We start from the raw sequence: 22609 nt of genomic DNA on the forward strand, positions 1-22609 counted from the left end.
GGGTATTCCGGATCGCGCACCAAGGTCGACCAACTGTTCTGTTTGTAGGGTGCGGGTACGCCGGAACAGCCGCGGCGACGCGTCCATCGAGTGAAGCGAGCAGTGGTCGATGAGCATCGAGCAGTCCGGTCCGCCCCGCCGCGCCCTCCTGATGGCCGCGGCGCTCCTGCCGCTCGCCGCGTGCGGCACGGACGACCGGCCCGGCTCCGGGCGCTCCGCCACACGCTCCGCCCCGGACCCTGCGCCGGACAGCTCACGCCCCGCTTCCCGCCTCGCCTCCCGTTTCGCCGCGCTGGAGCGAAAGCACGGCGGCCGCCTCGGCGTCCACGCCCTGGCGACCGGCACCGGAGCCACCCTCACCCACCGCGCGGACGAGCGCTTCGCGTTCTGCTCCACCTTCAAGACGCTCGCCGCGGCGGCTGTCCTGCACCACCGTCCGCTCGACCGCCTGGACGAGCGCGTCACCTACACCGCCGCCGACGTCGACTCCATCTCGCCCGTCACCGAGAAGCACATCGCGACCGGCATGACGCTCCGGGAGCTGTGCGACGCCGCCGTCCGGTACAGCGACGGCACCGCGGGCAACCTGCTGATGCGTGAGATCGGCGGCCCGGCGCGGTTGACCGCCTACCTGCGCGGACTCGGGGACAAGACCAGCCGCATGGACCACTACGAGCCCGAACTGAACGACGTACGCCCGAAGGACCCGCGCGACACGACCACGCCACGGGCCGTCGCCGCCGACTACCGCGCTCTCGTCCTCGGCGACGCGCTGCCTGCCGAGAAGCGCGCCCTCCTGGAGGACTGGCTCCTGCGCAACGCCACGGAGGTGGGCGAGCGGAGGATCAGGGCGGGACTCCCCAAGGGCAAGGACCAGGGCAAGGACCAGGGCAAGGGCAAGAGCCAGGGATGGCGGGTGGCGGACAAGACCGGCACGGGCAACTGGGGCCGGGCCAACGACATCGCCGTGCTCTGGCCCCCGGACGCCGACCCCCTCGTACTGGCCGTCATGACGGACCGCCCGGGCCGCGACGCGCCACCCGTGAACGCCTTCATCGCGGAGGCCACGGAACTGATCGTGGCCGAGCTGGCCTAGACACCACCTTTACGCTCGGACGGGTCTCAGCGGCGCGGCTCGATCTTCAGGTCGCCGCTGTTGAACGCGCGGCCCCTGTCGCTGGCGAGGAGGTCGTGCGGGGAGCCCAGCCCGATCGCGCTGGCCCCTTCGAGGCGGGCCAGTTGGGAGGCGGGGAATTCGACTTCCAGGGCGCCCAGATTGTCCGCCAGCTGCGCGGGGGTGCGGGCGCCGATGATCGGTGCCGTCACGCCCGGGTTCTGCAGGGGCCACGCCAGCCCGACCTGGCCGGGGGTCCTGCCCTGCTCCGCGGCGATTTCCTTCACGACGTCCGCGATGGCGAGGTTGCGCTCGGTGAGCGCGCCATTGGCTACGTTGAACTCCTTGCGGGTGCCGTCGGCCCCGGCCTGTGTCGCGGTCAGGTCGTCGCGGCGGTACTTGCCGGTGAGCACCCCGCCGGCCAGCGGTGAGAACGGGACCACGCCCAGTCCCATCTCGCGTGCCATGGGGATCAGGTCACGCTCCCCGGTACGTTCGATCAGGTTGTACTCGGTCTGCAGCGCGACCAGCGGTGACCAGCCGCGCAGATCGGCGATCGCCTGCATGCGCGACACCTGCCAGGCCGGGACGTTGCAGATCCCGACGTACAGGACCTTGCCCTGGCGGACCAGATCATCCATGGCGCGCAGGATCTCCTCGACCGGCGTCATGGCATCCCACACGTGCAGATAGAGCAGGTCCAGATAGTCGGTGTGCAGCCTGCGCAGACTGTCCTCCACCGAGCCGAACAGGGCCTTGCGGTGATTTCCCCCGGAATTCGGATCGCCGGGCCTGCGCAGCGTCGAGAACTTCGTCGCAAGCGCCAGGCTTTCGCGGCTTCCGCGGGTGAACTCGCCCAGCAGCCGCTCGGAGCTGCCGTTGGTGTAGGTGCTTGCGGTGTCGATGAAGTTGCCACCGCGCTCGACGTAGAGGTCGAACAGCTTGCGCGCCTCGTCCCGCTCGGCGCCCCAGCCCCACTCGGTGCCGAAGGTCGCCGCGCCCAGCGCCAGCGGTGAGACCCGCAGCCCGGAGCGGCCCAGCAGCCGGTAGGTGTCCAGAGTGAGCGACATCGTGTCCTCCTGTGCTTGTGATCCGTTGCCGGAACCAAGCCTGTGACTGCCGCGAGCCGGGGGTAAGGGAGAGAAGTTCCTGGGAAAGCCGGTCCTACCCTGGCAGTAGCATCGAACGCGATGACCAGCACCGTGGACGCCACACAGGAGCTTGCCGCCTTCCTGCGGACCCGGCGCGAGCGCCTGGATCCGCAGGATTTCGGTCTGGCTTCGCGCCGGAAGCCCCGGCGGACCCCGGGCCTGCGCCGCGAAGAGGTCGCCGAACTGGCCGGGGTCAGCATCGACTACGTCGTGCGCCTCGAACAGGGCCGCGGGCTGCGGCCCTCGGCGGACGTGGTGGAGGCGCTGTCCCAAGCGCTGCGCCTGACCCCCGACGAACGCACCTACCTCTTCGACCTGGCCCGGCAACGCCCCCGCAACGTCGGCAAGTCCGCCACCACCGCGCCGCCACAGCTGGCCCGGCTGGTCGCCGACCTGTCGCCGTTGCCCGCCATGCTGATGAACCACCGCTACGACATCCTGGCCTGGAACGGCGAAATAGCGCGTCTGCTCCTGGATTTCGACACGCTGCCCCAGCCGCAGCGCAATGCGATGTGGCTGTGCCTGATGCATCCGGGCATGCGCGACTTCTACGTCGACCGCGAACGCGTCGTACGGGAGGGGGTCGCCCACCTGCGCGCGGCGTGGGCCGCGCATCCCGAGGACCGGGAGCTGGCCGACCGCATCGCCGAATTCACCATCCGTGACGAGGAGTTCGCGCACTTCTGGGGAGAGCGGGACGTCAAGGTCAACGGCCGCGGGCACAAGGTGCTGCGGCATCCCGACGTCGGGGTGGTCTCCGTACATTTCGAAGTGCTCATGCCACTTCAGGATCCGGACCAGCTGTTGGTGATCTACCGCGCCGCGGACGACGAGAGCCAGTCGGCACTGGACCGGTTGCGCCCACGGTGATGCCGAGGAGCCTGTTCGTCCGCCGTGCGCTCCGTCAGCCGGAGTTGGTGGGGGTCGGCGCGCTGCTGCCGGTGTAGGAGGGGAGGTCGGCCACCAGCTTGGTGAGGGCCGGGTCGCCCGCGTAGCGTCGCGTATGCAGGTCGGCGATCCTCTGGGCTATGTCGGGGTCGTCGCTGTCGGTGGTGTCGTAGGAGACGAAGGACTCCAGCAGCGGCAGACCGATCCGGTCGGTGTGGGCGTGTGAGGGCGCCATCAGGTACTCCCAGTAGCCGTCGAGGTCCTCGATGACGAAGACGGCGCCGTACTCGAACTCGCCGCCGATGTCCCTGCCGACGACGTACCGTGCGACCGCATCGATCGACTCGCCCTGGTTGCGCAGGCTGGCGAGGGCCTCCTCGCGCTGTTCGGCGGTGACGGTCGTCTTGAAGGTGAAGCGGTTGTGGTGGTAGATCATTTCTCTCCCTCGGTGGTCTGCGTGCGGATGGAGGTCTGGGGGCGGGTGGTGGTCTGCGGGCGGGCTTCGGGATTCGCGGTCGCGGATGACCAGGAGTCGAGCAGCGCTGTCACTCCCTGGTCGGCGAGGCGCAGGGCGCGGTCAAAGCCGATGTCGTCGATCGATCCGATGCACGCGAGGCCGTGCAGCGTGCCCCACAGCAGGTCGCAGGCGTCCTCGACACCGGCAGGCTCGGCCGCGATCCTTGCCGCGGTCTCGGCCGCCCACGCGCCGATGAGCTGCCTGGTGAAGGTGATCACGTCGGCTGCGGCGGCGCGGCGGGTGGAGGCGTCGACGTCCGTGCCCGGTGCGCCCGACATGAGCTGGTACAGGCCGGGCCGTGACCGGGCGAACTCCAGGTACGCCGCCGCCGCCAAGTGCGGTCCCTGTGCGGCCGGTTCACCGGCCACCGCGGCCCGCATCCGCTCCGCCAACTCGCCGTTGACCCGCTCCAGCAGCGTGTGCAGTACGGCGTCCTTGCTCGGGAAGTGCTGGTAGATCACCGGTGCGCTGTAGCCGATCTCGGCGGCGATCCGCCGGATCGTCACCGCCCGCCAGCCCTCGGCCTCGGCCATCCGGCCCGCTGTCTCCAGGATCTCGGCGAACGTCCGCTGACGTACCTCTTCCCGCTTCCCCACCATGAACTCCTAACGGCGTTAGAAAAGCTAACACCGTTAGTGTTGTGCGCGCTCCCGAACCTGTCAAGCCGTCATGGTCGGCGGTGCCTGGCGCCTCGAAACCGGCGGTTCGGATCACCTCGAACGCGAGGCCATCGACGTCATCGACGTCTCGGTGCGCTTCGCGGCAGCGCTGACCGTTCTCGGCGTTCCGCTCTGCCGCGGAGGATGTCGGCCCGCTACGACGAGCGGGTCGGCACCCTCCGCGCCGAATCGGCAGGGTCCTCGGCGCGGTCACGGGAGAGCGGCAGGCGCAGCGTCGACTGGAGTTCGGCCTGCGCCACCCGCGCCGCGTCCTCGGCGCGTACGAGCGGACCGGCAACGTCGACCTGGTGACCCTCGCCCTGAACCTGTACGCGCAGGGCGTCGACCCCATGGTCGACTTCTCCGACATCGATGCCGTCCGCGAGGCCTGAGCACGCGGCCCGGGAGGCGGAAGGCGGAAGACGTGAGAAGGGCCCGGCACACCAGGTGTGCCGGGCCCTTCCCGCGTCGACTACTTGTTCAGGCTCGCCCAGAACTCGTCGAAGGAGAGACGCTTGTCCGCGTTGCTGTCCTTCGCGGCGATCACGGCCTCGGCCACCGCCTCGGTCTGGTAGAAGTCGCCCATCTTGGCCATGGCGCTCTTCCACTCCGCCGCCGTGATGAAGCCGTCGCCGTCCGCGTCGAACTGCTCGAACGTCTTGCGCGCTTCCTCGATGTCCGCCACCGGATCCACCCCTTCTTGGTGCACTACTGACGGGGGTTAGGGTAACGGCCGTTCCGGGACCGACTGACAAGGCGTACGCCCATGGCCAGCGCTTCCGCCGCGCCAGGGAGATCCGGCCGGTGGCGGGGGCGGAGGTTCCGTTCCTCGCGGGCGTCGTGTCCGAACCGAGATCTTCTTCCGTTTCTTGTGCGCGAACTGAGATCCGGGGCCGCGTCGCGCACGGGACCGGTGCGGTACAACGTCACCGAGGGGGCCGCGAGTCTCCTGTGGGGACGTGGGTACGTGGGGACGGGACGTGGTGGAGATGGCCGGAGGCTCGGCGGGGCAGACGCAGCGGGCGCCGTTCGTGGGCAGGGCCGCTGAACTCGGCCGCCTCGAAGCGCTCCTGGAGAACATGGGCGCGATGGGCGCGATGGGCGCGGCGGGCGCGGCGGGCGCGGACGTTGACACAGCCCCAGCCTCCGCCTCAGTCCCAACCCCAGTCCCGACCCCAGTCCCAGTCCCAGCCCTCGCCACCGTCATCGACGTCGTCGGGGACCCGGGGATCGGCAAGACCAGACTGCTCGCCGAGTTCGGGGCGATGGCCCGGGCCCGGGGCGTGACCGTGCTGCGGGGGAGGGCGTCGGAGCGGGTGCGGGAGCATCCGCTGCGGCCGTTCACCGACGCCTTCACCGAGCTGGACCCCCGCGCACGGAGCGCGTTCCCCTCGCTGGCCGGGCTGCCCGCGGCCGTGCGGGGCGACGGGGCCGCGGACGCGGCCGGGGATCTGTTCGGCCTGTGCCGGGACACCGCGGAGGCGCTCGGCGGTCTGGGCGGGCGGGGCCTCGTCGTCGTCCTCGACGATCTGCACTGGGCGGACGAGACGACCGTCGAGCTCCTCGACCACCTCGTACGCCACCCCGTGCGCGCCCCCTTCCTGCTGGCCGTCGCCCGGCGCGAGCGGCAGTCCTCGTCCGCGCTGTCCGCCGCACTCCTGCGGGGACGCGACTCCGGGGCCGTACTGCGGACCGCGCTCGGCCCGCTCGGCAGGCGGGAGCTGGGCGAGCTGGCAGCGGCGGCCGAGGCGGCAGGGATGGCTGGGGCGGCAGGAGCAGCAGGGGCGGCAGGACCGGGCGAGGCGGGTGACGGGCGGCTCGTCGTCGGTTCGCCGCGCGAGCGGGCCGCGGAGCTGTACGAGGCGAGCGAGGGAAACCCGCTGTACTTCCTCGCCCTCCTCCGCGGGGACCACGCGGTGCCGCTCCTCGACGAGCTCGCGTCACTGACCCCCCTGGAGCGCGCCGCCGTGGAGGCCGTCGCGGTGCTGGGCGAGCACGCGAACACCGATCTGATCGCTGCCGTCACCGGAGCCGACCGGGGTGAACTCATCACGGCGCTGCGCGAGTTGCTCCACCGCGACCTGCTCAGGCCGGACCGGCGGGCCCGCTGCCTCGCCCCTCGCCACCCGCTCCTGCGCGCCCGGCTGCGCGACGCCGTCGACCCCTGGCGCCGCCACGAGCTGCACCGCGCGGCCGCCGCCGAACTCACCAGGACCGGCGCGCCCCTCGCCGACCGCGCCCACCACGTCGAGGAGTCCCTGTCCCGCTGGGACCCCAAGGCGGCCGCGATCCTGACGGAGGCCGCCGAGCAGGCGGCCGCCACCGCCCCCGCGGTCTGCGCCCGGCTCCTCGGCGCGGTCCTCCGCGTCCTGCCCGAGACACCCGAACACAGCGACACCCGCAGCGAGTTGATGCTCAGGCGGGCGACTGCGCTCGGCATGACCGGTGCCGTCATGGAGAGCAGGGACCTCCTCCACCGGCTGATCGCGGCACACCGCCCCGACCCGGCGGGCGGGGACGCGCTGCGCACGTCCGCCGTCGTGCAGTGCGCCTTCATGGAGCGTCATCTGGGGCGGTACGCGGCGGCGGGCGCCCTGCTCCGCCGCGAACTCGACCGGCGGCCGGGGCCGCCGCCCGCCCAGCGCACCGGCCTCGTCGTCGAGTGGGGCGCCCGCGCCCTGTTCGCCAACCGCTACCCCGAAGTACGCGACGAGCTGGCGCAGGCCCTGGCCGACGCCCGGGAGCGCGGTGACGAGCTCGGCGTCGCGGAGGTCCTGACGCTGTCCGCGCTGGGGGAGGCGTACGAGGGGGAGATCGCCACGGCGCGCGGGCACGCCGCCGAGGCCGCCGCGCTCACCGACGCGACGACCGACGCCGACCTCGCGGGACAGTGCGAGTCCCTGGTGCGCCTCGCGTGGAGCGAGGTGTTCCTCGACGACTGCGCCGCCGCGCTGCGCCACGCCGAACGCGGCGTCGACATATCCCGGCGCACCGGCCGCCCCTTCGCGCTGTCGCAGCTGCTGCTCATCGGCGCGTACGCCCGCCTCACGACGGGACGCGTGGTCGAGGCCCTGGAGTGGGCCGACGAGTCCGTGGCGGTCGCGGGCGCCCTCGGCGGTCGCGAGCTCCTCGGCTTCAGCCGCGGCGTCCGCGCCATGATCCTGATGCAGGCGCGCCCGGCGGGCGACCCGGACGTGCTGGCCGCGGCCGAGGAGGCGGCCGCCACCGTGGGGACGGTGGACGGCTGGTGGGCGACGGTGTCCCGGTGCCTGCTCGCGTACGCGGCTCTGGGCGCCGGTGATCCGTACCGCGTGCGGGACGTCCTGCTGGACGCGGGCGGCGACTGCGACCTGTCCCGGGTGCAGCCCTCGATGCGGCCCAACTTCTTCGAGCTGCTCGTCGCTTCGGCGCTGGCCACCGGGGACGTCCTGGACGCGGAGCGCTGGGCGGCCCGCGCGCTCGCCGACGCGGACCGGCTCGGCCTGCCCGTCCAGCGGGGCGCGGCGCTGCGCAGCGCCGGTCTTGTCGCGGCGCAGCGCGGTGAACAGGCCGCCGCGGCAAGGGCGTTCACCGAGGCGGCGCGCGAGTGCGGGCGGGCCGGGGCGGTGCTGCGGGAGGCGCAGAGCCTGCTGCTCGGCGCGCCCTTCGTGGCCGCCACGGGGGACGGCGCCCGGGCCGCCGCGATGGCCCGCCGGGGCCGCCGCCTCGCCGAGACGGGCGGGGCGCGCCTGCTCCTCGACGTGGCGGCCCGTGCGGGCCGGGGGCGGCGGGACCAAGGCGGGGCCGGTCAGGAGTACGCGGGTCGGCGCCGCAGGGAAGAGGGTCGGGCGGACGGAGGCCCCGTCGGTCAGTGGCCCTCCTCCGCGCGGACCGGCACGCCGACGACCCGCCCGCCCGCCCCGCTCGCGGCCCCCGCGCCACACCTCCCGACACCCGCCTCGACCGCGCCGGGTTCGCGCGCCGACGCCCCGCCGGTACCGGCGGACCCGTTCGTGGCCCTGACGCCGCGTGAGCGTGAGATCTCCTGGCTGGTAGCCGAGGGGCTCACCAACCAGGCCGTAGCCGAACGGCTCTGCCTCAGCACGCGCACGGTAGAGAGCCATGTCGGCCGCATCTACCGCAAGACGGGCGTGGCCTCACGCGCGGCTCTGGCCTCCCTGGTGACGCGCTGCGCCACCGGACCCGGACCCGGGCCCGGTCAGCCCTCGTGCGAGTGAGGGGCCGGGCCCGGGCCCGGGGCGGGGTCGTCGGGCTTCCGTAGCGGGGCGGGGGCGCGCGGCACAGCACCGCCCGACCCGGCGAGGAGGTCGCATTCCTCGGCGAGGGTGGCCAACGTGCCGTCGGGGTCGGGGCGTTCGCGTACGGCGGTGCTCAGGCGGCGGGCCCGGTCCGCCGCCTCCTCGCGTCGTCCGAGCACGAACGCCAGGCGTGCGGCGAGAAGTTCGATGGGGTGCAGGTCGGCGAGGCCGGGGCCGCCGCAGGCCCGCAGTGCCTCGATGGCCCGTTCCGCGTGTCCGAGGGCGGCCTCGAAGGCGCGTACGTTGGCGGTGTACTGGTCATGGGTGCCCCGCTCGGCGAGCGGCGGACCGTCGGCTTGCTCCATCGCAAGGCGCCCCAACTGGACGTGGGTGCGGCCCAGTTCGACGCAGAGCTCCGTGCGCTCCGGGTCCTGCTCCGCCTCCTCGGCGCGGCGCCGGTTGGTGGCGAGGGCCTCGGCCATGACCGCGTCGGCCGCGGCCGGTCCCTCCGCGTACAGGGTCTCCCAGGCCCGCGCCCGCAGCGTGCGGACCAGGGCGCCGTGCTCGCCGAGTGCGCGCCACAGTCCCTCGGCCCGTTCGTAGGCGCGTGCGGCCTCCGCGCGCAGTCCGGCCAGGCTCAGTGCCTGCGCGGCCCGCTGGGTGAGGGACGCCTCGTACGGTCCGTCGGAGGAGTCCCGCGCGAGGTCGGCGGCGAGGGTGAACTGCTCGGCCGCCAGGCGGGGTTCCTCCAGTCGGAGGTAGCTGCGGGCGAGCCAGGTGTGGGCCTGTGCGCGGTCGTCGGCTTCGTGGGCGTCCCCGAGGTCGGGCAGTACGCCCTCCAGGACGGCCGCGGCATCCTCGTGGCGGCCCGCCTCGCAGTAGAGCCCGCCGAGCCGCAGCCGGGCCAGCGCGCCGAGGTGCGGGCTCCCGCCGGGCAGGTCGGCGAAGCGCGCGGCGTCGATCAGGAGCCGTTCCGCCTGCGGGCCGGTCCCGTCGTCGGCGGGAGGCAGGGACTGGGCGAGGGTCAGGCACAGGCGGGCCTGTTCGGGCGGCGAGAGCCGGTCGAGGGCTGCGAAGTGTGACGCTCCGTCAAGGGGTTGCGGCCGCAGGCGAGTCGGTGGCTTCGGCGGTGCCTCGTACGGACGGATCCCCAACGGCAGTTCGTCGACGAGGGGGTGTGCGGCCATGCGTGCTCGGGCGCGGTCGGAGACCGCCGTGGTGCCGTTGCGGCGGTCGAAGCGGCCCGCCAGGTCCAGGGCCGTGTCCCGGGCGTGGTCGAGGAGGGTCGCCGCGGTCCACGTGCCGCCCGGCGGCCCCGGCACCGGGCGCTCGCCGTGCCCCGTCTCCACCAGGCGGCGCATCAGCAGCGCCGCGCTCCCCAGCCACTCCAGGTGGTCGAGCGGGTCGCCCGTCTCGGCCCAGCGCCGGCTCTGCTCGGCGAGGATCCGCAGGCCGCGCGGCTCGTTGCCGGTGAGCGCGCAGAACTCGACGTGCAGCCCGATGACGGGCCCGAACGCCTCGTCGGAGCGCGCCATCCGGTAGCCGCGCAGGTGGTGGGTGCGGGCCTCGGCCGTGCGGTCCTCGCGCACCAGGGGCAGCAGGGACCGGGCGAGGGTCTCGTGCGGCTCGCGGTGACAGCTGTGGGTGCCGCCGAGGACGGGCTCCCACCCCTCCAGGGCCGCCCGGTCGTCGCCGAGGTCCAGCTGGCGCAGGCCCTGCGTCGCGTACTCGCAGGCGAGGCAGTCGGCCATGTCGTCCCGCGCGGCCGCCGTCCACGCGGAGTACGCGCGGGCGGCGCGGGCCGTGTCGCCCAGATGCCGGGCGAGCCTGAACTCGCTGACGTGCACGGCCCGTTCGGAGTACCCCGCGGCGCGGTAGCGGCGCCGCATCCGGGTCAGCCACTCCTCGGCCTCGGCGAGCGGGACGTCGGGCTGCTGCCGCGCGTCGGTCACCACCCACTTGAACATCCAGTGCACCCGGCGGACGTCGTCCTCGCCGAAGTCCGCCGGGTGCTCGTCGTACAGGCGCAGCAGCCGCGCGAAGGGCTCGAACGTCCTGGCGCACTCGGCGCCGAAACTGTACGAGTGGACGAGGAGGGTCAGCGCCGCCACGAGCAGCGGGCGGTCGCCGGTGGCGGCGGCCTCGTCGGCGAGCGCTTCGGCGCGGGCGCCGCGCGCCCTGCCGTACGGCTCGGCGTCCAGCCGGTGGATGTCGGCCAGGATCTCGTGGCGGGGGCGGGCGTGGAGGTTCCTGATCGCGCCCTGCGGGCCCATGTGGTGTGTTCCTAGTTCGGGACGGTCCGGGTGAGGTGCGGATGCGGCACGGGGAGCAGGTCACGGCTCCACCATGGCCCTGCGTACGCGCCATGGATGCGCATACATCCTGGTTCACCCTCTCAAATCCGGGCGGCCCCCGGCATCCGTAGAACTACGCAATCGGCTACGCAAACCAGCCAGGGAGAGAAGGCGAGCGGACGGCCGACATCGTCGGCGGCGTTCGGGCAAGCTGGGTGCTGCCCACCGATCCTTGGAGCCCCGTTGAACCGCCCCGGCCTGCAACGACGCCGACCCTTCCGCCTTGGCCCGGCCGCCCTCGCCGCCGTCCTGCTCGCGGGCTGCACGACGGGCGGCGCGGGTGAGGAAGCGGCCGGGAACCGGCGGCCCGAGCTCAAGCGGTTCTACGGGCAGGAGCTCACCTGGAAGGCGTGCGGCGACGAGCTGCGTTGCGCCCGCCTGACCGTTCCGCGGGACTACGCGCACCCGGAGAACGGCAAGACGTTCGTCCTGCCGGTGGTGAAGGCGGCCGCCGACGATCCGGACCGGCGCATCGGCTCGCTCGTCTACAACCCCGGCGGCCCGGGCGCCTCCGGGGTGAGCGACCTGAAGGCGGACGGCGGTGACGCCTTCGGCGACGCGGTGCGCGCCCGCTTCGACATCGTCTCCTTCGACCCGAGGGGCGTCGGGGGCAGCAGCCCGGCGGTGAAGTGCGCGGAGACGGACGGGGAGGCGACCGACCAAGAAGACGAGGAGACCGACCAGGAAGAGGGCGGCGAGGGCCCCGAGCCGATCACCCCTCGCACCGGTCCCGAACGCGCCCGGGCCCTGGCGGACGCCGACGGAGAGGCGGCCGCCTGCGTGCGGAGCAGCCGCGCCGTCCTGCCCCACGTCGGGACCGAGGACGCCGCCCGTGACATGGACGTCCTGCGCGCGGCCCTCGGCGACCGGCAGCTGACCTACCTCGGCTGGTCGTACGGCACGAGCCTCGGGACGTCGTACGCCGAACAGTTCCCGGACCGCGTCCGCGCCCTCGTCCTGGACGGCGGGGTCGACCCGTCCCTGGACTGGCGGCAGCGCGCGCTGAGCCAGGGCACGGGGTTCCGCAGGGCCGTCGACGACTACGCCGAGTACTGCGCGGACATCGCGGGCGACGACTGCCCCGGCTCGACTCCGGAGGAGATCTCGGAGCTGCTCGACGACCTGTACGAGCAGACGGCCCGCGAGCCGCTGCCGGTCACGGACGAGGACGCGTACGAGGTGGATTCCCGCACGCTCCTCGATGTCGTGACGGCCGCGATGTACAGCCCGGAGGACGACTGGAAGGACCTGTCGCGGGCGCTGGACGCGGCGGCGGAGGGGGACGGGACGGAGCTCGCCGCGCTGGCGGAGTCCGACGACCCGGCCACGGCGGGCGCGGGCCACCGGGCCGCACGGGCCGCACGCGGCGCCCGCTCGGCGGAGAACGACGACGAGGCCATCGTCGCCGTCAGCTGCCTGGACGTACCGCATCCGCGCACCGCGGGCCCCTACTGGAAGGCGCTCGGCGCCGCCGAGAAGCGTGCGGGTGTCTACGGCACGTCGAGCGTCGTCGACGAACTCCCCTGCAAGAACTGGCCCGCGGGCACCGCACGCCCGCACCGCGTCGAGGCCGACGGCGTGCCCCCGGTCCTGGTCGTCGGCACCACCGGCGACCCCGCAACCCCGTACGAGGAGGCGGAGAGCCTGGCCGACCAGCTCCCCGGCGGCATGCTCCTGACGTACGACGGCCTCGGCCACACCGCCTACGGCCGCAGCAACGCCTGCGTCGAGGACGCGGTGGACGACTACCTCATCGGCCTGAAGCGGGTCCGCGCCGACACGACCTGCTGACGCGGGCCGTCAGAAGCTCCGCCGGGGACCCATGGCACCCGCCGGAGCTCCGGACGGACGGGCTACTTGGCGGCGCAGCCCTCCTTCACCGCGAACTGGGACCCGGGCTCGACGAGCACGTCGCCGTCGGCCGAGTCCGTGATCGTCACGTTGCAGAGCGCCGCGTTGCCGCGGGCCCCGCCGTGGGCGCGGACGCCCGCGCCGTTGTCGGACTTGGAGATCTTGACGTTGTCGATCTTCACGTCGGGTGTGGCGCCGCCGCCCGACTTGAACTGGATGTCGTCGTACGTCGAGTCGTGGATGTCGGTGTCCCGGATGGTGACGCCCGCATGGGGGGAGTGGGGGGAGTGGGGAGGTGAAGCCGTGGGGGGTGTGCGGTCCGGCTGCGGGCGTTCAGGCCCGCAGCCAGACCGCGGTGTCCTGCGGCAACCGCCCCCGCGGGGACAAGGGACCGCTGGCCAGCAGGAGTTCGGTGTCCGCGGGCAGCGCCGCGTCGTCGGGCCCGAAGTTGACCAGACAGATCAAGGTGGCGCCGTCCCGCTCGGAGGTGCGCGCGAAGGACAGCACCCGCGGCTCGTCGGCGCGCAGTCGGCGCAGCGGTCCCGCCTCGGTGAAGGCACCCCGCAGCCGCAGCGCCGTGCGGTACAGGGAGAGCATCGAGTCCGGCTCGTGGGCCTGGCGCTCGGCCGCGAACCCGGACCAGTCCCGCGGCACCGGCAGCCAGCTCCGCTCCGGGGCGTCGTCCCAGGGCAGCGGCACCCGGCAGCCGTCCCGGCCCGGGTCGATGCCGCCCGAGCGCGCGTGCATCGGGTCCTGGATGCGGTCCCGGGGGATCTCCGCCTCCGGCAGCCCCAGCTCCTCGCCCTGGTAGAGGTAGAGCGAGCCGGGCAGCGCCAGGGTGAGCAGCGCCGCGGCCCGTGCCCTGCGGGTGCCGAGGTCCAGGTCGGTGGGGACGCCGAACCGTTTGCGCTCGAAGGCGAAGCCGGTGTCGTCGGCCCGTCCGTAGCGCGTGACCGTGCGGGTCACGTCGTGGTTGGCGAGGACCCAGGTGGCGGGCGCGCCGACCGGGGCGTGCGTGGAGAGCGTCAGGTCGATCGACTCCCACAGCTGTGCCGGGTCCCAGGGCCGGGACAGGAAGTCGAAGTTGAAGGCAGTGTGCAGCTCGTCCGGGCGCAGGTAGCGGGCGAACCGCTCCGCGTCCGGCAGCCAGATCTCGCCGATCAGCGCCGCGCCGTACTCGTCGGCGATCCGCCGCCAGGAGCGGTAGATGTCGTGCAGCTCGGGCCGGTCGTGGAAGGGGTGCGGGCGGTCCCGGTCCATCGAGGGCAGCCCCTCGGCCTTGGCGAGCAGCGCCGCCGAGTCGATGCGCACCCCCGCGGCGCCGCGCTCGAACCAGAAGCGCAGCACGTCCTCGTGCTCCTGACGGACCTTCGGGTGGCTCCAGTTGAGGTCGGGCTGCTCGGGCGCGAAGAGGTGGAGGTACCACTCGCCGTCCTCGGTGCGGGACCACGGCACCCCGCCGAACTCGCCCACCCAGTCGTTGGGCGGCTCGGGCGAGTGGGGCCGGAAGTGGAACAGCTCCCGCTCCGGTGAGCCGGGCCCCGCCGCCAGCGCCGCCTTGAACCATTCGTGCTGGTCGGACACGTGGTTCGGCACGACGTCCACGATGCAGCGCAGGCCGAGATCCCTGGCCTCGGCGATCAGCTTCTCGGCCTCGCCGAGGCTGCCGAACGCCGGGTCGATGGTGCGGTAGTCGGCGACGTCGTAACCGCCGTCGGCGAGCGGCGACAGGTACCACGGGGTGAACCACAGGGCGTCCACGCCCAGTTCCGCCAGATAGGGCAGGCGGGCCCGGACACCGGCCAGGTCGCCGGTGCCGTCGCCGTTGCCGTCCGCGAAGGACCGGACGTACACCTGATAGATGGCAGCGCTGCGCCACCACTCCGTGCTGGGCAAGGGGAGTCCTTTCGTACGTGCTCCGAAGACGTGCGCCAGAGAGCCGCTCCGGAGAGCTCAGCCCTTGAGGCTGCCGGCGCCGAGCCCGGCGATGATGTGCCGCTGGAAGACGAGGAAGAGGGCGACCAGGGGCAGCGAGGCCATCACGAGCCCGGCCACCAGGCTGTTGAGCGGGGTGTCCTGGGCGACGCGCTGGAGGAAGACGCTCAGCGGTTGCTGTGCCGGGTCGGGCAGCACGAGCAGCGGCCAGAGGAAGTCCTTCCAGGCCGTGACGATGGAGAGGATGGAGACCACGGCGATGATCGGCCGGGCCAGCGGAAGCACCACGCGCCACATCGTCGTCAGCGGCCCCGCGCCGTCCACCTTCGCCGCGTCGAGGAGCTCGTCGGGGATCCGGTCGAAGAAGTTCTTCAGGATGTAGATGTTGAAGGCGTTGGCGGCGGCGGGCAGCCAGATCGCGCTGGGGCTGTTGATCAGGTTCCGGTTGAACAGGGGGACGTCCACGACGGTGAGGTAGACCGGCACGAGGAGCGCGGTGGCGGGCATCATCAGCGTCACGAGCATCAGGCCGAGCACCACGTTCCCGAACCGCGGGCGCAGCTTCGACAGCGCGTAGGCGGCCGGGATCTGCACCGCGAGCTGCACCAGCCAGGCCCCGCCTGCCAGGACGACGGTGTTCAGGAAGTAGCGGGAGAGGTCCATCTCCCGCCACGCCTTCGTGTAGTTCTCGGGGTGCCAGCTCTCGGGGACGTACGTGGGCGGGTTCTGCGCCAGCTCCGTCGACGACTTCATGGCGCCGGTCGCGGCCCAGTACAGGGGCACGATGAAGGCCACCGTGAACAGGACGAGCGAGAGGGTGAGGACCGACCAGTAGACGAGTCGTCCCTTGCGCGTCTTCAGGACGGCGGGGCGGACGAGTGTGCGCATCGAGGCGGACATCGGTCACTCCTTGGCGGTGCGGGTGACCCGCAGATAGAGGGCGGAGAAGGCGCCCAGGGCGATCAGGAGCAGCAGGCTCAGTGCGCTTGCGGTGCCGAAGTCGTTGTAGACGAAGGCGTACCGGTAGACGAGGAACATCACGGTCACCGTGGAGTCCTCCGGGCCGCCGCCGGTCATCACGTACGGCTCGGTGAACACCTGCATCGTCGCGACGATCTGGAGCAGCAGCAGGACGAGCAGCACGAACCGGGTCTGCGGGATGGTGACGTGGCGCAGCCGCTGCCACACGTTGGCGCCGTCCAGCTCCGCCGCCTCGTACAGCTCGCCGGGGATCGTCTGGAGCGCGGCCAGGTAGATCAGGGTCGTCGTGCCCATGTTGGCCCAGGTCGAGACGGTGACCAGGGAGATCAGCGAGGTGGACGAGGAGTCCAGCCAGGCCGAGGTCGGCAGGTGCAGCGTGCGGAGGATCTCGTTGAACAGGCCGGGGCCCGGGTCGTAGAACCACTTCCACATCAGCGCCACCACCACCGGTGGCAGCATGACCGGCAGATAGACGAGGACCCGGAAGTACGCCCGCGCGTGCCGGAACTCGTTGAGGAGCACCGCGGTCAGGAACGGCACCGCGAAGCCGAGGACCAGCGCGTACAGGGTGAACAGGCCGGTGTTCTTCCAGGCGGTGAGGAACAGCGGGTCGTTGAACAGCTTCTCGAAGTTGGCGGTACCGGCCCAGGTGTTGCCGGTGGCGAAGTTGACCCGCTGGAAGCCGAGGAGCACGTTGCGGATGATCGGCCACCACGAGAACAGCGCGAAGATCACGACGGCCGCGCTCAGGAAGCCGTATGCCGTCAGGTTCTCGCGCAGCGCGCGGCGGCGGGCCGTCCGCGGCTTGCCGGGTGGTGGGGGCGGCGGGGCCGTGGCGGCGCCCTGCCGGGGTGCGGTCCTCAGCGACGTGCTCATCAGGAGGCGCTGTAGATCGCGTTGACCTTCTTCTCGGCGTCGTCGAGAAGCGCGTCGATGTCGGCGTCCTTCTTGGTGAGGACGGACTGCATCGCCGAGTCGAGCACCGCGTAGACCTCCTGCGCCCTGGGCGGTTCGATCACGCCGGGCACCTTGGGCGCGGAGTCCATGAACGCCTGGTAGTTGCCGGTCGGCATGTTGGCGTTGTCCTTCTTGACCTTCTCGATCCGGTCGCGGACCGAGCCCTGGAAGACGTCGGGGACGGTGGGCATTGGAATGCCCACCGGGAGCTTGGCGTCGGCGTAGTCGGCGACGTTCTTCTCGATGAGGCCGGGGTTGAGGTAGCGCCACTGGATCCACTTGACGCCCGCCTTGATCTTCGCCGGGGACGCCTTGGGGTTCATCATGTAGCCCTCCCCGCCGAGCAGCGTGGCCTTCGCGTCCGGCGCCGGGGCGAGCGCGTAGTCCTCGTACTTCCCGCCGAACTGCTTGGCGATGACGGTGATGTTGTCGGCGGCCGACACATACATGCCGAGCTTGCCCGAGCCCATCATCCGCTGGACGTCCTCGACCTGGAGCAGCTGCTTGCTGCCCATCGATCCGTCCTTCCAGCGCATGTCGGAGAGGTCCTGGAAGGTGGCCTTGCCCTCGGGGGTGTTGAACGCGGCCTTCCACTTGCCGTCGCTCTCCGTCGCGATCCGGCCGCCGCGGGAGTACAGCTCAGCCGTGTAGTGCCAGCCGCCCTGGTTGTTCTTGGAGAAGTCGGCGTAACCCACGGTGTTGTCGCCGAGTGCGGCGATCTTCTTGGCGGCGCCGCGGACCTCCGCCCAGGTCTTCGGCGGCCGGTCGGGGTCGAGACCGGCCTTCTTGAACAGCGCGCGGTTGTAGACCAGGCCCATCGAGTAGTTCGACGTCGGCAGTCCGTACTGCCGCCCCTCCTCGTCCTGGAAGATCTTCATCAGGGGGTCCTGGAGGTCGCCGCGGTGCGGCATGTCCTTGACGGCGTCCGTGATGTCCGCTGCCTGCTTCTTCTCGATCAGGGACCGGGTGTCGGTGAAGTACACGTAGAAGACGTCTTCGAGCTTGCCGCCCGCGAGCTTCGCGTTGAACGTCTTCGGGTCCATGAAGCCCTCGTGGGGCACGATGTCGATGTCCGGGTTGGCCGCCTCGAACTGCTGCACGTGCTTGTCGTAGAGCTTGCGTTCGAAGGCCTGGGTCTTGGGCGGCTGCCCGTTGACGTCGAGCTTCACCTTGCCGCCGGAATCCGATGCGGCACCGTCGCTGCTGGTGCCGCATGCGGTCAGCGCCACCAGCGCAAGAACGGTCGCGGTGGCGAACGGGAGTGTTCGGCTGCTCGTGGATGACATCGGGAGACCCCCTCCGGGTCGTGCTGTACGTCCGTGCTGTGGGTGCCGCGTGGTGCGGCGCATACATAACCACCGTCGCAACCAGGCGCGCAATAACTTGTACGAAGATTGCAAAAACTGGATCGCATCACCGAGGCGGGGCGACGCGCAGGGGCCTGAACATCTAAGACGTCGTCGAATGGGCCGCTTGCGGTGGCCAGATGGGCGCGCACTGCGGTCAGACGGGCGGTCACAACATTCGCGCCCGCTGTAGTCAACTAGACAGTTCTCTGCAATTCTCCCACTTCTTCACGCGAGAAACTGCGTGCCCACGAGAGCGAGGGAGTCGCACGAGCCATGAGACCCATCAGAGCCGCACAGGGCGGAGCCCGAAGACCCCGCAGGCGGTGGCGGCCCTTCGCCGCCGCCCTCACCGCGACGCTGCTCCTCCTGGGCCTGCCGGCCCTGCCCGCGTCGGCGGCGGGCGGCCCCGACCTGGCCGCGGGCAAGCCCGCCAAGGCGAGCAGCGCCAAGGCGGAGTACGGCGCCACCAAGATCACCGACGGCAACGCGGGGACGTACTGGGAGAGTTCGTCGTCCGACCTGCCGCAGTGGGTACAGGTCGACCTCGGCCGCGCCACCCGCATCGACGAGGTGGTCCTCAAGCTGCCGCCCGCCTGGGAGACCCGCAAGCAGACCCTGTCCGTGCAGGGCAGCCCCGACGGCAGCGGCTTCAGCACCCTCGCCGCGTCCGAGGCCCGCTCCTTCGAACCCGGCTCCGCCAACACGGTGACGATCCGCTTCCCGTCCGCCCAGACCCGTTTCGTCCGGGTGCACATCACCGCCAACACCGGCTGGCCCGCCGCCCAGCTCGCCGAACTGCAGGTGCACGGCGCCGCCGACGCCTCCGTGAACCTGGCGCTCGGCAAGACCCTCAAGGCGTCCGGCCACACCCAGACGTACACCGCGGCGAACGCCAACGACGGCAACAGCGCCAGCTACTGGGAGAGCGAGAACGGCAAGCTGCCGCAGTGGATCCAGGCCGACCTCGGCTCCTCGGTGCGGATCGACGAGGTGGTCCTCCGCCTGCCCGACGGCTGGGGCGACCGCAGCCAGACCCTCAAGGTCCAGGGCAGCACGGACGGCTCCGGGTTCACCGACCTGACCGCGTCGAAGGAGTACGCCTTCACCGCGGCCTCCGAACACTCCGCGACCCTCGCCCTCTCCACGGTCACCACGCGGTACGTCCGCGTCCTGATCACCGCCAACACCGCGCAGCCCGCGGGCCAGCTGTCCGAGCTGGAGATCTACGGCCCGGCGGGCGGCGACACGCAGGCGCCCACCGCGCCGAAGGGCCTCGCCCTCACCGAGCCGGAGCCGGGCCGGATCAAGCTCGCCTGGGACGCCTCCGACGACGACAAGGGCGTGACCGCGTACGACGTCTACGCCAACGGGGAACTGCTGACCAGCGTCGCCGGAGACGTGCGGACGTACACCGACACGCGGCCCACGAGCGCCACCGTCACCTACTACGTGCGGGCCAGGGACGCTGCGGGCAACGCCTCGGCCAACAGCAACTCCGTCATCCGCAAGGGGGAATCGGGTGACACGCAGGCGCCGACCGCGCCCGCGAACCTCACCCTCGGCCAGCCCTCCAGCGGTGAGATCAAGCTGACGTGGGGGGCGTCGGACGACAACGTGAAGGTCACGGCGTACGACGTGTACGCGGACGGCAAGCTCCTGAAGTCCGTGGCCGGTGACGTGACGACGTACACCGACACCCGTCCCGCCAACGTCACGGTCTCCTACACGGTGCGGGCCCGCGACGCGGCCGGGAACGTCTCGGCGCACAGCAACACCGTGACCCGGCCCGGCGGCGGCGACAGGAACCTGGCCGAGGGCAAGCCGATCACGGCCTCCTCGGTGATCCACACCTTCGTCGCCGAGAACGCCAACGACGGCCAGACGTCCACCTATTGGGAGGGCGCCGCGGGCAGTTACCCCAACACCCTGACCGTCAAGCTCGGTGCCAACGCCGACGTCGACGCGGTCGTCGTCAAGCTCAACCCGGACGCCGGGTGGGGCGCGCGCACCCAGAAGGTGGAGGTCCTCGGCCGGGAGCAGAGGGCCGCCGACTTCACCTCGCTGGTGGCGGAGAAGGAGTACTCCTTCAGCCCGTCAGGCAACCAGAACACCGTCACCGTCCCGGTGTCGGCCAAGGCCGCCGACGTGCGCCTGCGGTTCACCGCGAACAGTGGCGCCACGGCCGGGCAGGTCGCCGAGTTCCAGGTCATGGGCGCCCCGGCGGCCAACCCCGACCTGGAGATCACCAAGCTGTCGTACGCGCCGGAGAAGCCGACCGAGACCGACGAGCTCACCCTGACCGCGACCGTGCGCAACCGCGGCACCGAGGCCTCGACGGCCACCGACGCCACCTTCCGCCTCGGCGGCGACAAGGCGGGCACCGCCTCCGTGGGCGCGCTCGGTGCGGGCGAGTCGACGACGGTGAATGCCAAGACCGGCGCGCGCGACGCGGGGTCGTACCCCTTCAGCGCGGAGGTGGACACCAAGAACGAGGTGATCGAGCAGGACGAGGGCAACAACACCTCCACCAGCCCGAGCCCGCTGGTCGTCAAGCCGGTCGACTCCTCCGACCTGCTGGCCTCGCCGGTGAGCTGGACGCCGTCCGCGCCCTCCAAGGGCAAGGAGGTCACCTTCAGTGTCGCGATCAAGAACCAGGGCACCCAGGCGTCCGCGGCCGGAGCACACGGCATCAAGCTCGTCCTTCAGGATGACAAGGGCGCCACAGTGAAGACCCTGACCGGCGAGCACAACGGGGTGATCGGCGCGGGGGACACCACGGCACCGGTCAAGCTCGGCACCTGGACCGCGGGCGACGGCCGCTTCTCGATCAGAACGGCCATCGCCGACGACGCCAACGAACTGCCGGTCAAGCGCGTGAACAACACCAGCACCCACTCGCTGTTCGTCGGCCGCGGCGCCGACATGCCCTACGACACCTATGAGGCGGAGGACGGCGTCCTCGCGGGCGGCGCGAAGACCGTCGGCCCCAACCGCACCGTCGGCGACCTGGCGGGCGAGGCCTCGGGCCGCAAGGCCGTCACCCTGAACTCGACGGGCGAGTCCGTGGAGTTCACCGCCAAGCAGGACACCAACACCCTGGTCACCCGCTTCTCCATCCCGGACGCCGCGGGCGGCGGAGGCACCCAGGCGACCCTGAACGTCTACGTCGACGGCGTCTTCCGCAAGGCCATCGACCTCACCTCCAAGTACGCCTGGCTGTACGGGGACGAGGCCTCGCCCGGCAACTCGCCGGGAGCGGGTCCGGCCCGGCACATCTACGACGAGGCGCACGTCATGCTCGACGGGACGGTCAAGGCGGGCAGCAGGATCAAGCTGCAGAAGGACAGCGCCAACACCTCCCGCTACGCGATCGACTTCGTCGACCTGGAGCAGGTGGCGGCGAAGGCCAACCCCGACCCGGCCGCCTACACCGTGCCCGCCGGGTTCACCCACCAGGACGTGCAGAACGCCCTGGACAAGGTCCGCATGGACACCAGCGGCAAGCTGACGGGCGTCTATCTGCCGCCCGGCGACTACGAGACGAGCAGCAAGTTCCAGGTCTACGGGAAGGCCGTCCAGGTGGCCGGCGCCGGGCCCTGGTTCACCCGGTTCCACGCGCCGAAGTCCCAGGACAACACGGACGTCGGATTCCGCGCCGAGGCGAGTGCCAAGGGCTCGTCCTTCTCGGGCTTCGCCTACTTCGGCAACTACACGTCCCGCATCGACGGCCCCGGCAAGGTCTTCGACTTCCAGAACGTCTCCGACATCACCATCGACGACATCTGGAACGAACACATGGTGTGCCTCTACTGGGGCGCCAACACGGACCGTATGACCATCAAGAACTCGCGGATCCGCAACATGTTCGCCGACGGCATCAACATGACCAACGGCAGTACGGACAACCGGGTCGCCAACAACGAGGCACGGGCCACGGGGGACGACAGCTTCGCCCTCTTCTCGGCCATCGACGCGGGCGGCGCGGACATGAAGGACAACGTCTACGAGAACCTGACCTCGCTCCTGACCTGGCGCGCGGCGGGCTTCGCCGTCTACGGCGGCTACCACAACACCTTCCGCAACAGCCGGATCGCCGACACCCTCGTCTACTCCGGGATCACCATCAGCTCCCTGGACTTCGGCTACCCGATGAACGGCTTCGGGAAGGATCCGACCACCTTCGAGAACATCACGATCGAACGGGCGGGCGGCACCTTCTGGAAGGGCCAGGACTTCCCGGCCATCTGGGCGTTCTCCGCGTCGAAGGTCTTCCAGGGAATCCGGGTGAACAACGTCGACATCGTCGATCCGACGTTCCACGGGGTGATGTTCCAGACCAAGTACACGGGCAGCACCCCCGAGTTCCCGGTGAAGGACACCGTCTTCACGGACGTCTCCATCACCGGCGCGCCCATCGGCATCTACGTCAACGAGCTGCCGGAGGCGGGCCAGGGTCCCGCGGTCGGTGAAGCGACCTTCGTACGGCCCAAGTTGAGCAACAACGGGCAGGACATCAAGAACGACACGTCCACGTTCAAGCTCACCATGCAGCCCTGACCCGCACCTGACCCGCAAAGGAGGCGCACGCGTGCACGGCCGTCCGGATTCCGGGCGG

Annotated in this window: 14 protein-coding genes and 1 pseudogene; 5 read left to right on the forward strand and 10 right to left on the reverse strand. The window is 71.6% G+C overall.

Annotated elements, in window-relative coordinates:
• The first annotated feature begins 109 nt into the window (after positions 1-109).
• Positions 110-1096, forward strand: a complete 987-nt coding sequence (bla, locus tag AC068B_RS28690; RefSeq protein ID WP_478674527.1) for a class A beta-lactamase — start codon at positions 110-112, stop codon at positions 1094-1096.
• A gap of 26 nt (positions 1097-1122) precedes the next feature.
• Here bla and AC068B_RS28695 read toward each other — a convergent pair whose 3' ends face one another.
• Positions 1123-2184: an aldo/keto reductase gene (locus AC068B_RS28695; RefSeq protein WP_478674528.1), complete on the reverse strand. Its 1062-nt coding sequence runs from the start codon at positions 2182-2184 to the stop codon at positions 1123-1125.
• Positions 2185-2304: 120 nt separating this feature from the next.
• On the opposite strand from AC068B_RS28695, the gene AC068B_RS28700 reads away from it, so the two are divergent.
• Positions 2305-3135: a helix-turn-helix transcriptional regulator gene (locus AC068B_RS28700; RefSeq protein WP_478674529.1), complete on the forward strand. Its 831-nt coding sequence runs from the start codon at positions 2305-2307 to the stop codon at positions 3133-3135.
• A gap of 34 nt (positions 3136-3169) precedes the next feature.
• On the opposite strand, the gene AC068B_RS28705 is transcribed toward AC068B_RS28700, so the two are convergent.
• The 3 genes from AC068B_RS28705 to AC068B_RS28715 all read right to left on the reverse strand — a co-directional run bounded on the left by AC068B_RS28705 (position 3170) and on the right by AC068B_RS28715 (position 5014).
• Entirely contained in the window at positions 3170-3589 is a 420-nt protein-coding gene (locus AC068B_RS28705) for a Dabb family protein (RefSeq protein WP_478674530.1), read from the reverse strand.
• Positions 3586-4269, reverse strand: a complete 684-nt coding sequence (locus tag AC068B_RS28710; protein WP_478674531.1) for a TetR/AcrR family transcriptional regulator — start codon at positions 4267-4269, stop codon at positions 3586-3588. Before AC068B_RS28710 ends, AC068B_RS28705 begins: the two co-directional genes overlap by 4 nt.
• A gap of 532 nt (positions 4270-4801) precedes the next feature.
• Complete coding sequence (locus AC068B_RS28715) at positions 4802-5014, reverse strand: EF-hand domain-containing protein (RefSeq protein WP_468557276.1); 213 nt, start codon at positions 5012-5014, stop codon at positions 4802-4804.
• Positions 5015-5318: 304 nt separating this feature from the next.
• Between AC068B_RS28715 and AC068B_RS28720 the strand changes: the two genes are divergently transcribed.
• The gene (locus tag AC068B_RS28720) at positions 5319-8546 is read left to right on the forward strand and encodes a helix-turn-helix transcriptional regulator (protein ID WP_478674742.1); all 3228 of its coding nucleotides are present in this window, start codon (positions 5319-5321) and stop codon (positions 8544-8546) included.
• Here the strand turns inward: AC068B_RS28720 and AC068B_RS28725 are convergent.
• Positions 8528-10840 carry a hypothetical protein gene (locus AC068B_RS28725; RefSeq protein ID WP_478674532.1) on the reverse strand — a complete coding sequence of 771 codons (2313 nt, stop codon included), beginning with the start codon at positions 10838-10840 and terminating at the stop codon, positions 8528-8530. The two genes, AC068B_RS28720 and AC068B_RS28725, sit on opposite strands and share 19 nt — an antisense overlap.
• Positions 10841-11104: 264 nt before the next feature.
• Between AC068B_RS28725 and AC068B_RS28730 the strand changes: the two genes are divergently transcribed.
• Positions 11105-12712, forward strand: a complete 1608-nt coding sequence (locus AC068B_RS28730) for an alpha/beta hydrolase (protein ID WP_478674533.1) — start codon at positions 11105-11107, stop codon at positions 12710-12712.
• A 62-nt stretch (positions 12713-12774) separates the two neighbouring features.
• On the opposite strand, the pseudogene AC068B_RS28735 reads toward AC068B_RS28730, so the two are convergent.
• From AC068B_RS28735 to AC068B_RS28755, 5 genes and pseudogenes are all read right to left on the reverse strand, one after another.
• Positions 12775-13047: pseudogene (locus AC068B_RS28735) on the reverse strand (hypothetical protein); the annotation flags it as partial.
• 58 nt (positions 13048-13105) lie between these two features.
• Positions 13106-14668 carry a glycoside hydrolase family 13 protein gene (locus AC068B_RS28740; RefSeq protein WP_478674534.1) on the reverse strand — a complete coding sequence of 521 codons (1563 nt, stop codon included), beginning with the start codon at positions 14666-14668 and terminating at the stop codon, positions 13106-13108.
• 57 nt (positions 14669-14725) lie between these two features.
• Positions 14726-15607 (reverse strand): carbohydrate ABC transporter permease, encoded by an 882-nt coding sequence (locus AC068B_RS28745; protein WP_478674535.1) that lies wholly within the window; start codon positions 15605-15607, stop codon positions 14726-14728.
• A 3-nt stretch (positions 15608-15610) separates the two neighbouring features.
• Positions 15611-16564 (reverse strand): carbohydrate ABC transporter permease, encoded by a 954-nt coding sequence (locus AC068B_RS28750; RefSeq protein ID WP_478674536.1) that lies wholly within the window; start codon positions 16562-16564, stop codon positions 15611-15613.
• Positions 16564-17931 (reverse strand): ABC transporter substrate-binding protein, encoded by a 1368-nt coding sequence (locus AC068B_RS28755; RefSeq protein WP_478674537.1) that lies wholly within the window; start codon positions 17929-17931, stop codon positions 16564-16566. The genes AC068B_RS28750 and AC068B_RS28755 overlap by 1 nt, the downstream gene beginning before the upstream one ends.
• A 336-nt stretch (positions 17932-18267) precedes the next feature.
• Between AC068B_RS28755 and AC068B_RS28760 the strand changes: the two genes are divergently transcribed.
• Positions 18268-22551 (forward strand): discoidin domain-containing protein, encoded by a 4284-nt coding sequence (locus AC068B_RS28760; RefSeq protein WP_478674538.1) that lies wholly within the window; start codon positions 18268-18270, stop codon positions 22549-22551.
• Positions 22552-22609: the final 58 nt, after the last annotated feature.

The organism is Streptomyces sp. NPDC042371 (genome assembly GCF_056437465.1).

Coding starts and splice junctions, on each gene's coding strand:
- AC068B_RS28705 (WP_478674530.1), bottom strand. CDS start 3,589: ATGATCTACCACCACAACCGCTTCACCTTCAAGACGACCGTCACCGCC.
- AC068B_RS28710 (WP_478674531.1), bottom strand. CDS start 4,269: ATGGTGGGGAAGCGGGAAGAGGTACGTCAGCGGACGTTCGCCGAGATC.
- AC068B_RS28720 (WP_478674742.1), top strand. CDS start 5,319: ATGGCCGGAGGCTCGGCGGGGCAGACGCAGCGGGCGCCGTTCGTGGGC.
- AC068B_RS28750 (WP_478674536.1), bottom strand. CDS start 16,564: ATGAGCACGTCGCTGAGGACCGCACCCCGGCAGGGCGCCGCCACGGCC.
- AC068B_RS28760 (WP_478674538.1), top strand. CDS start 18,268: ATGAGACCCATCAGAGCCGCACAGGGCGGAGCCCGAAGACCCCGCAGG.
- AC068B_RS28695 (WP_478674528.1), bottom strand. CDS start 2,184: ATGTCGCTCACTCTGGACACCTACCGGCTGCTGGGCCGCTCCGGGCTG.
- AC068B_RS28745 (WP_478674535.1), bottom strand. CDS start 15,607: ATGTCCGCCTCGATGCGCACACTCGTCCGCCCCGCCGTCCTGAAGACG.
- AC068B_RS28755 (WP_478674537.1), bottom strand. CDS start 17,931: ATGTCATCCACGAGCAGCCGAACACTCCCGTTCGCCACCGCGACCGTT.
- bla (WP_478674527.1), top strand. CDS start 110: ATGAGCATCGAGCAGTCCGGTCCGCCCCGCCGCGCCCTCCTGATGGCC.
- AC068B_RS28725 (WP_478674532.1), bottom strand. CDS start 10,840: ATGGGCCCGCAGGGCGCGATCAGGAACCTCCACGCCCGCCCCCGCCAC.
- AC068B_RS28700 (WP_478674529.1), top strand. CDS start 2,305: ATGACCAGCACCGTGGACGCCACACAGGAGCTTGCCGCCTTCCTGCGG.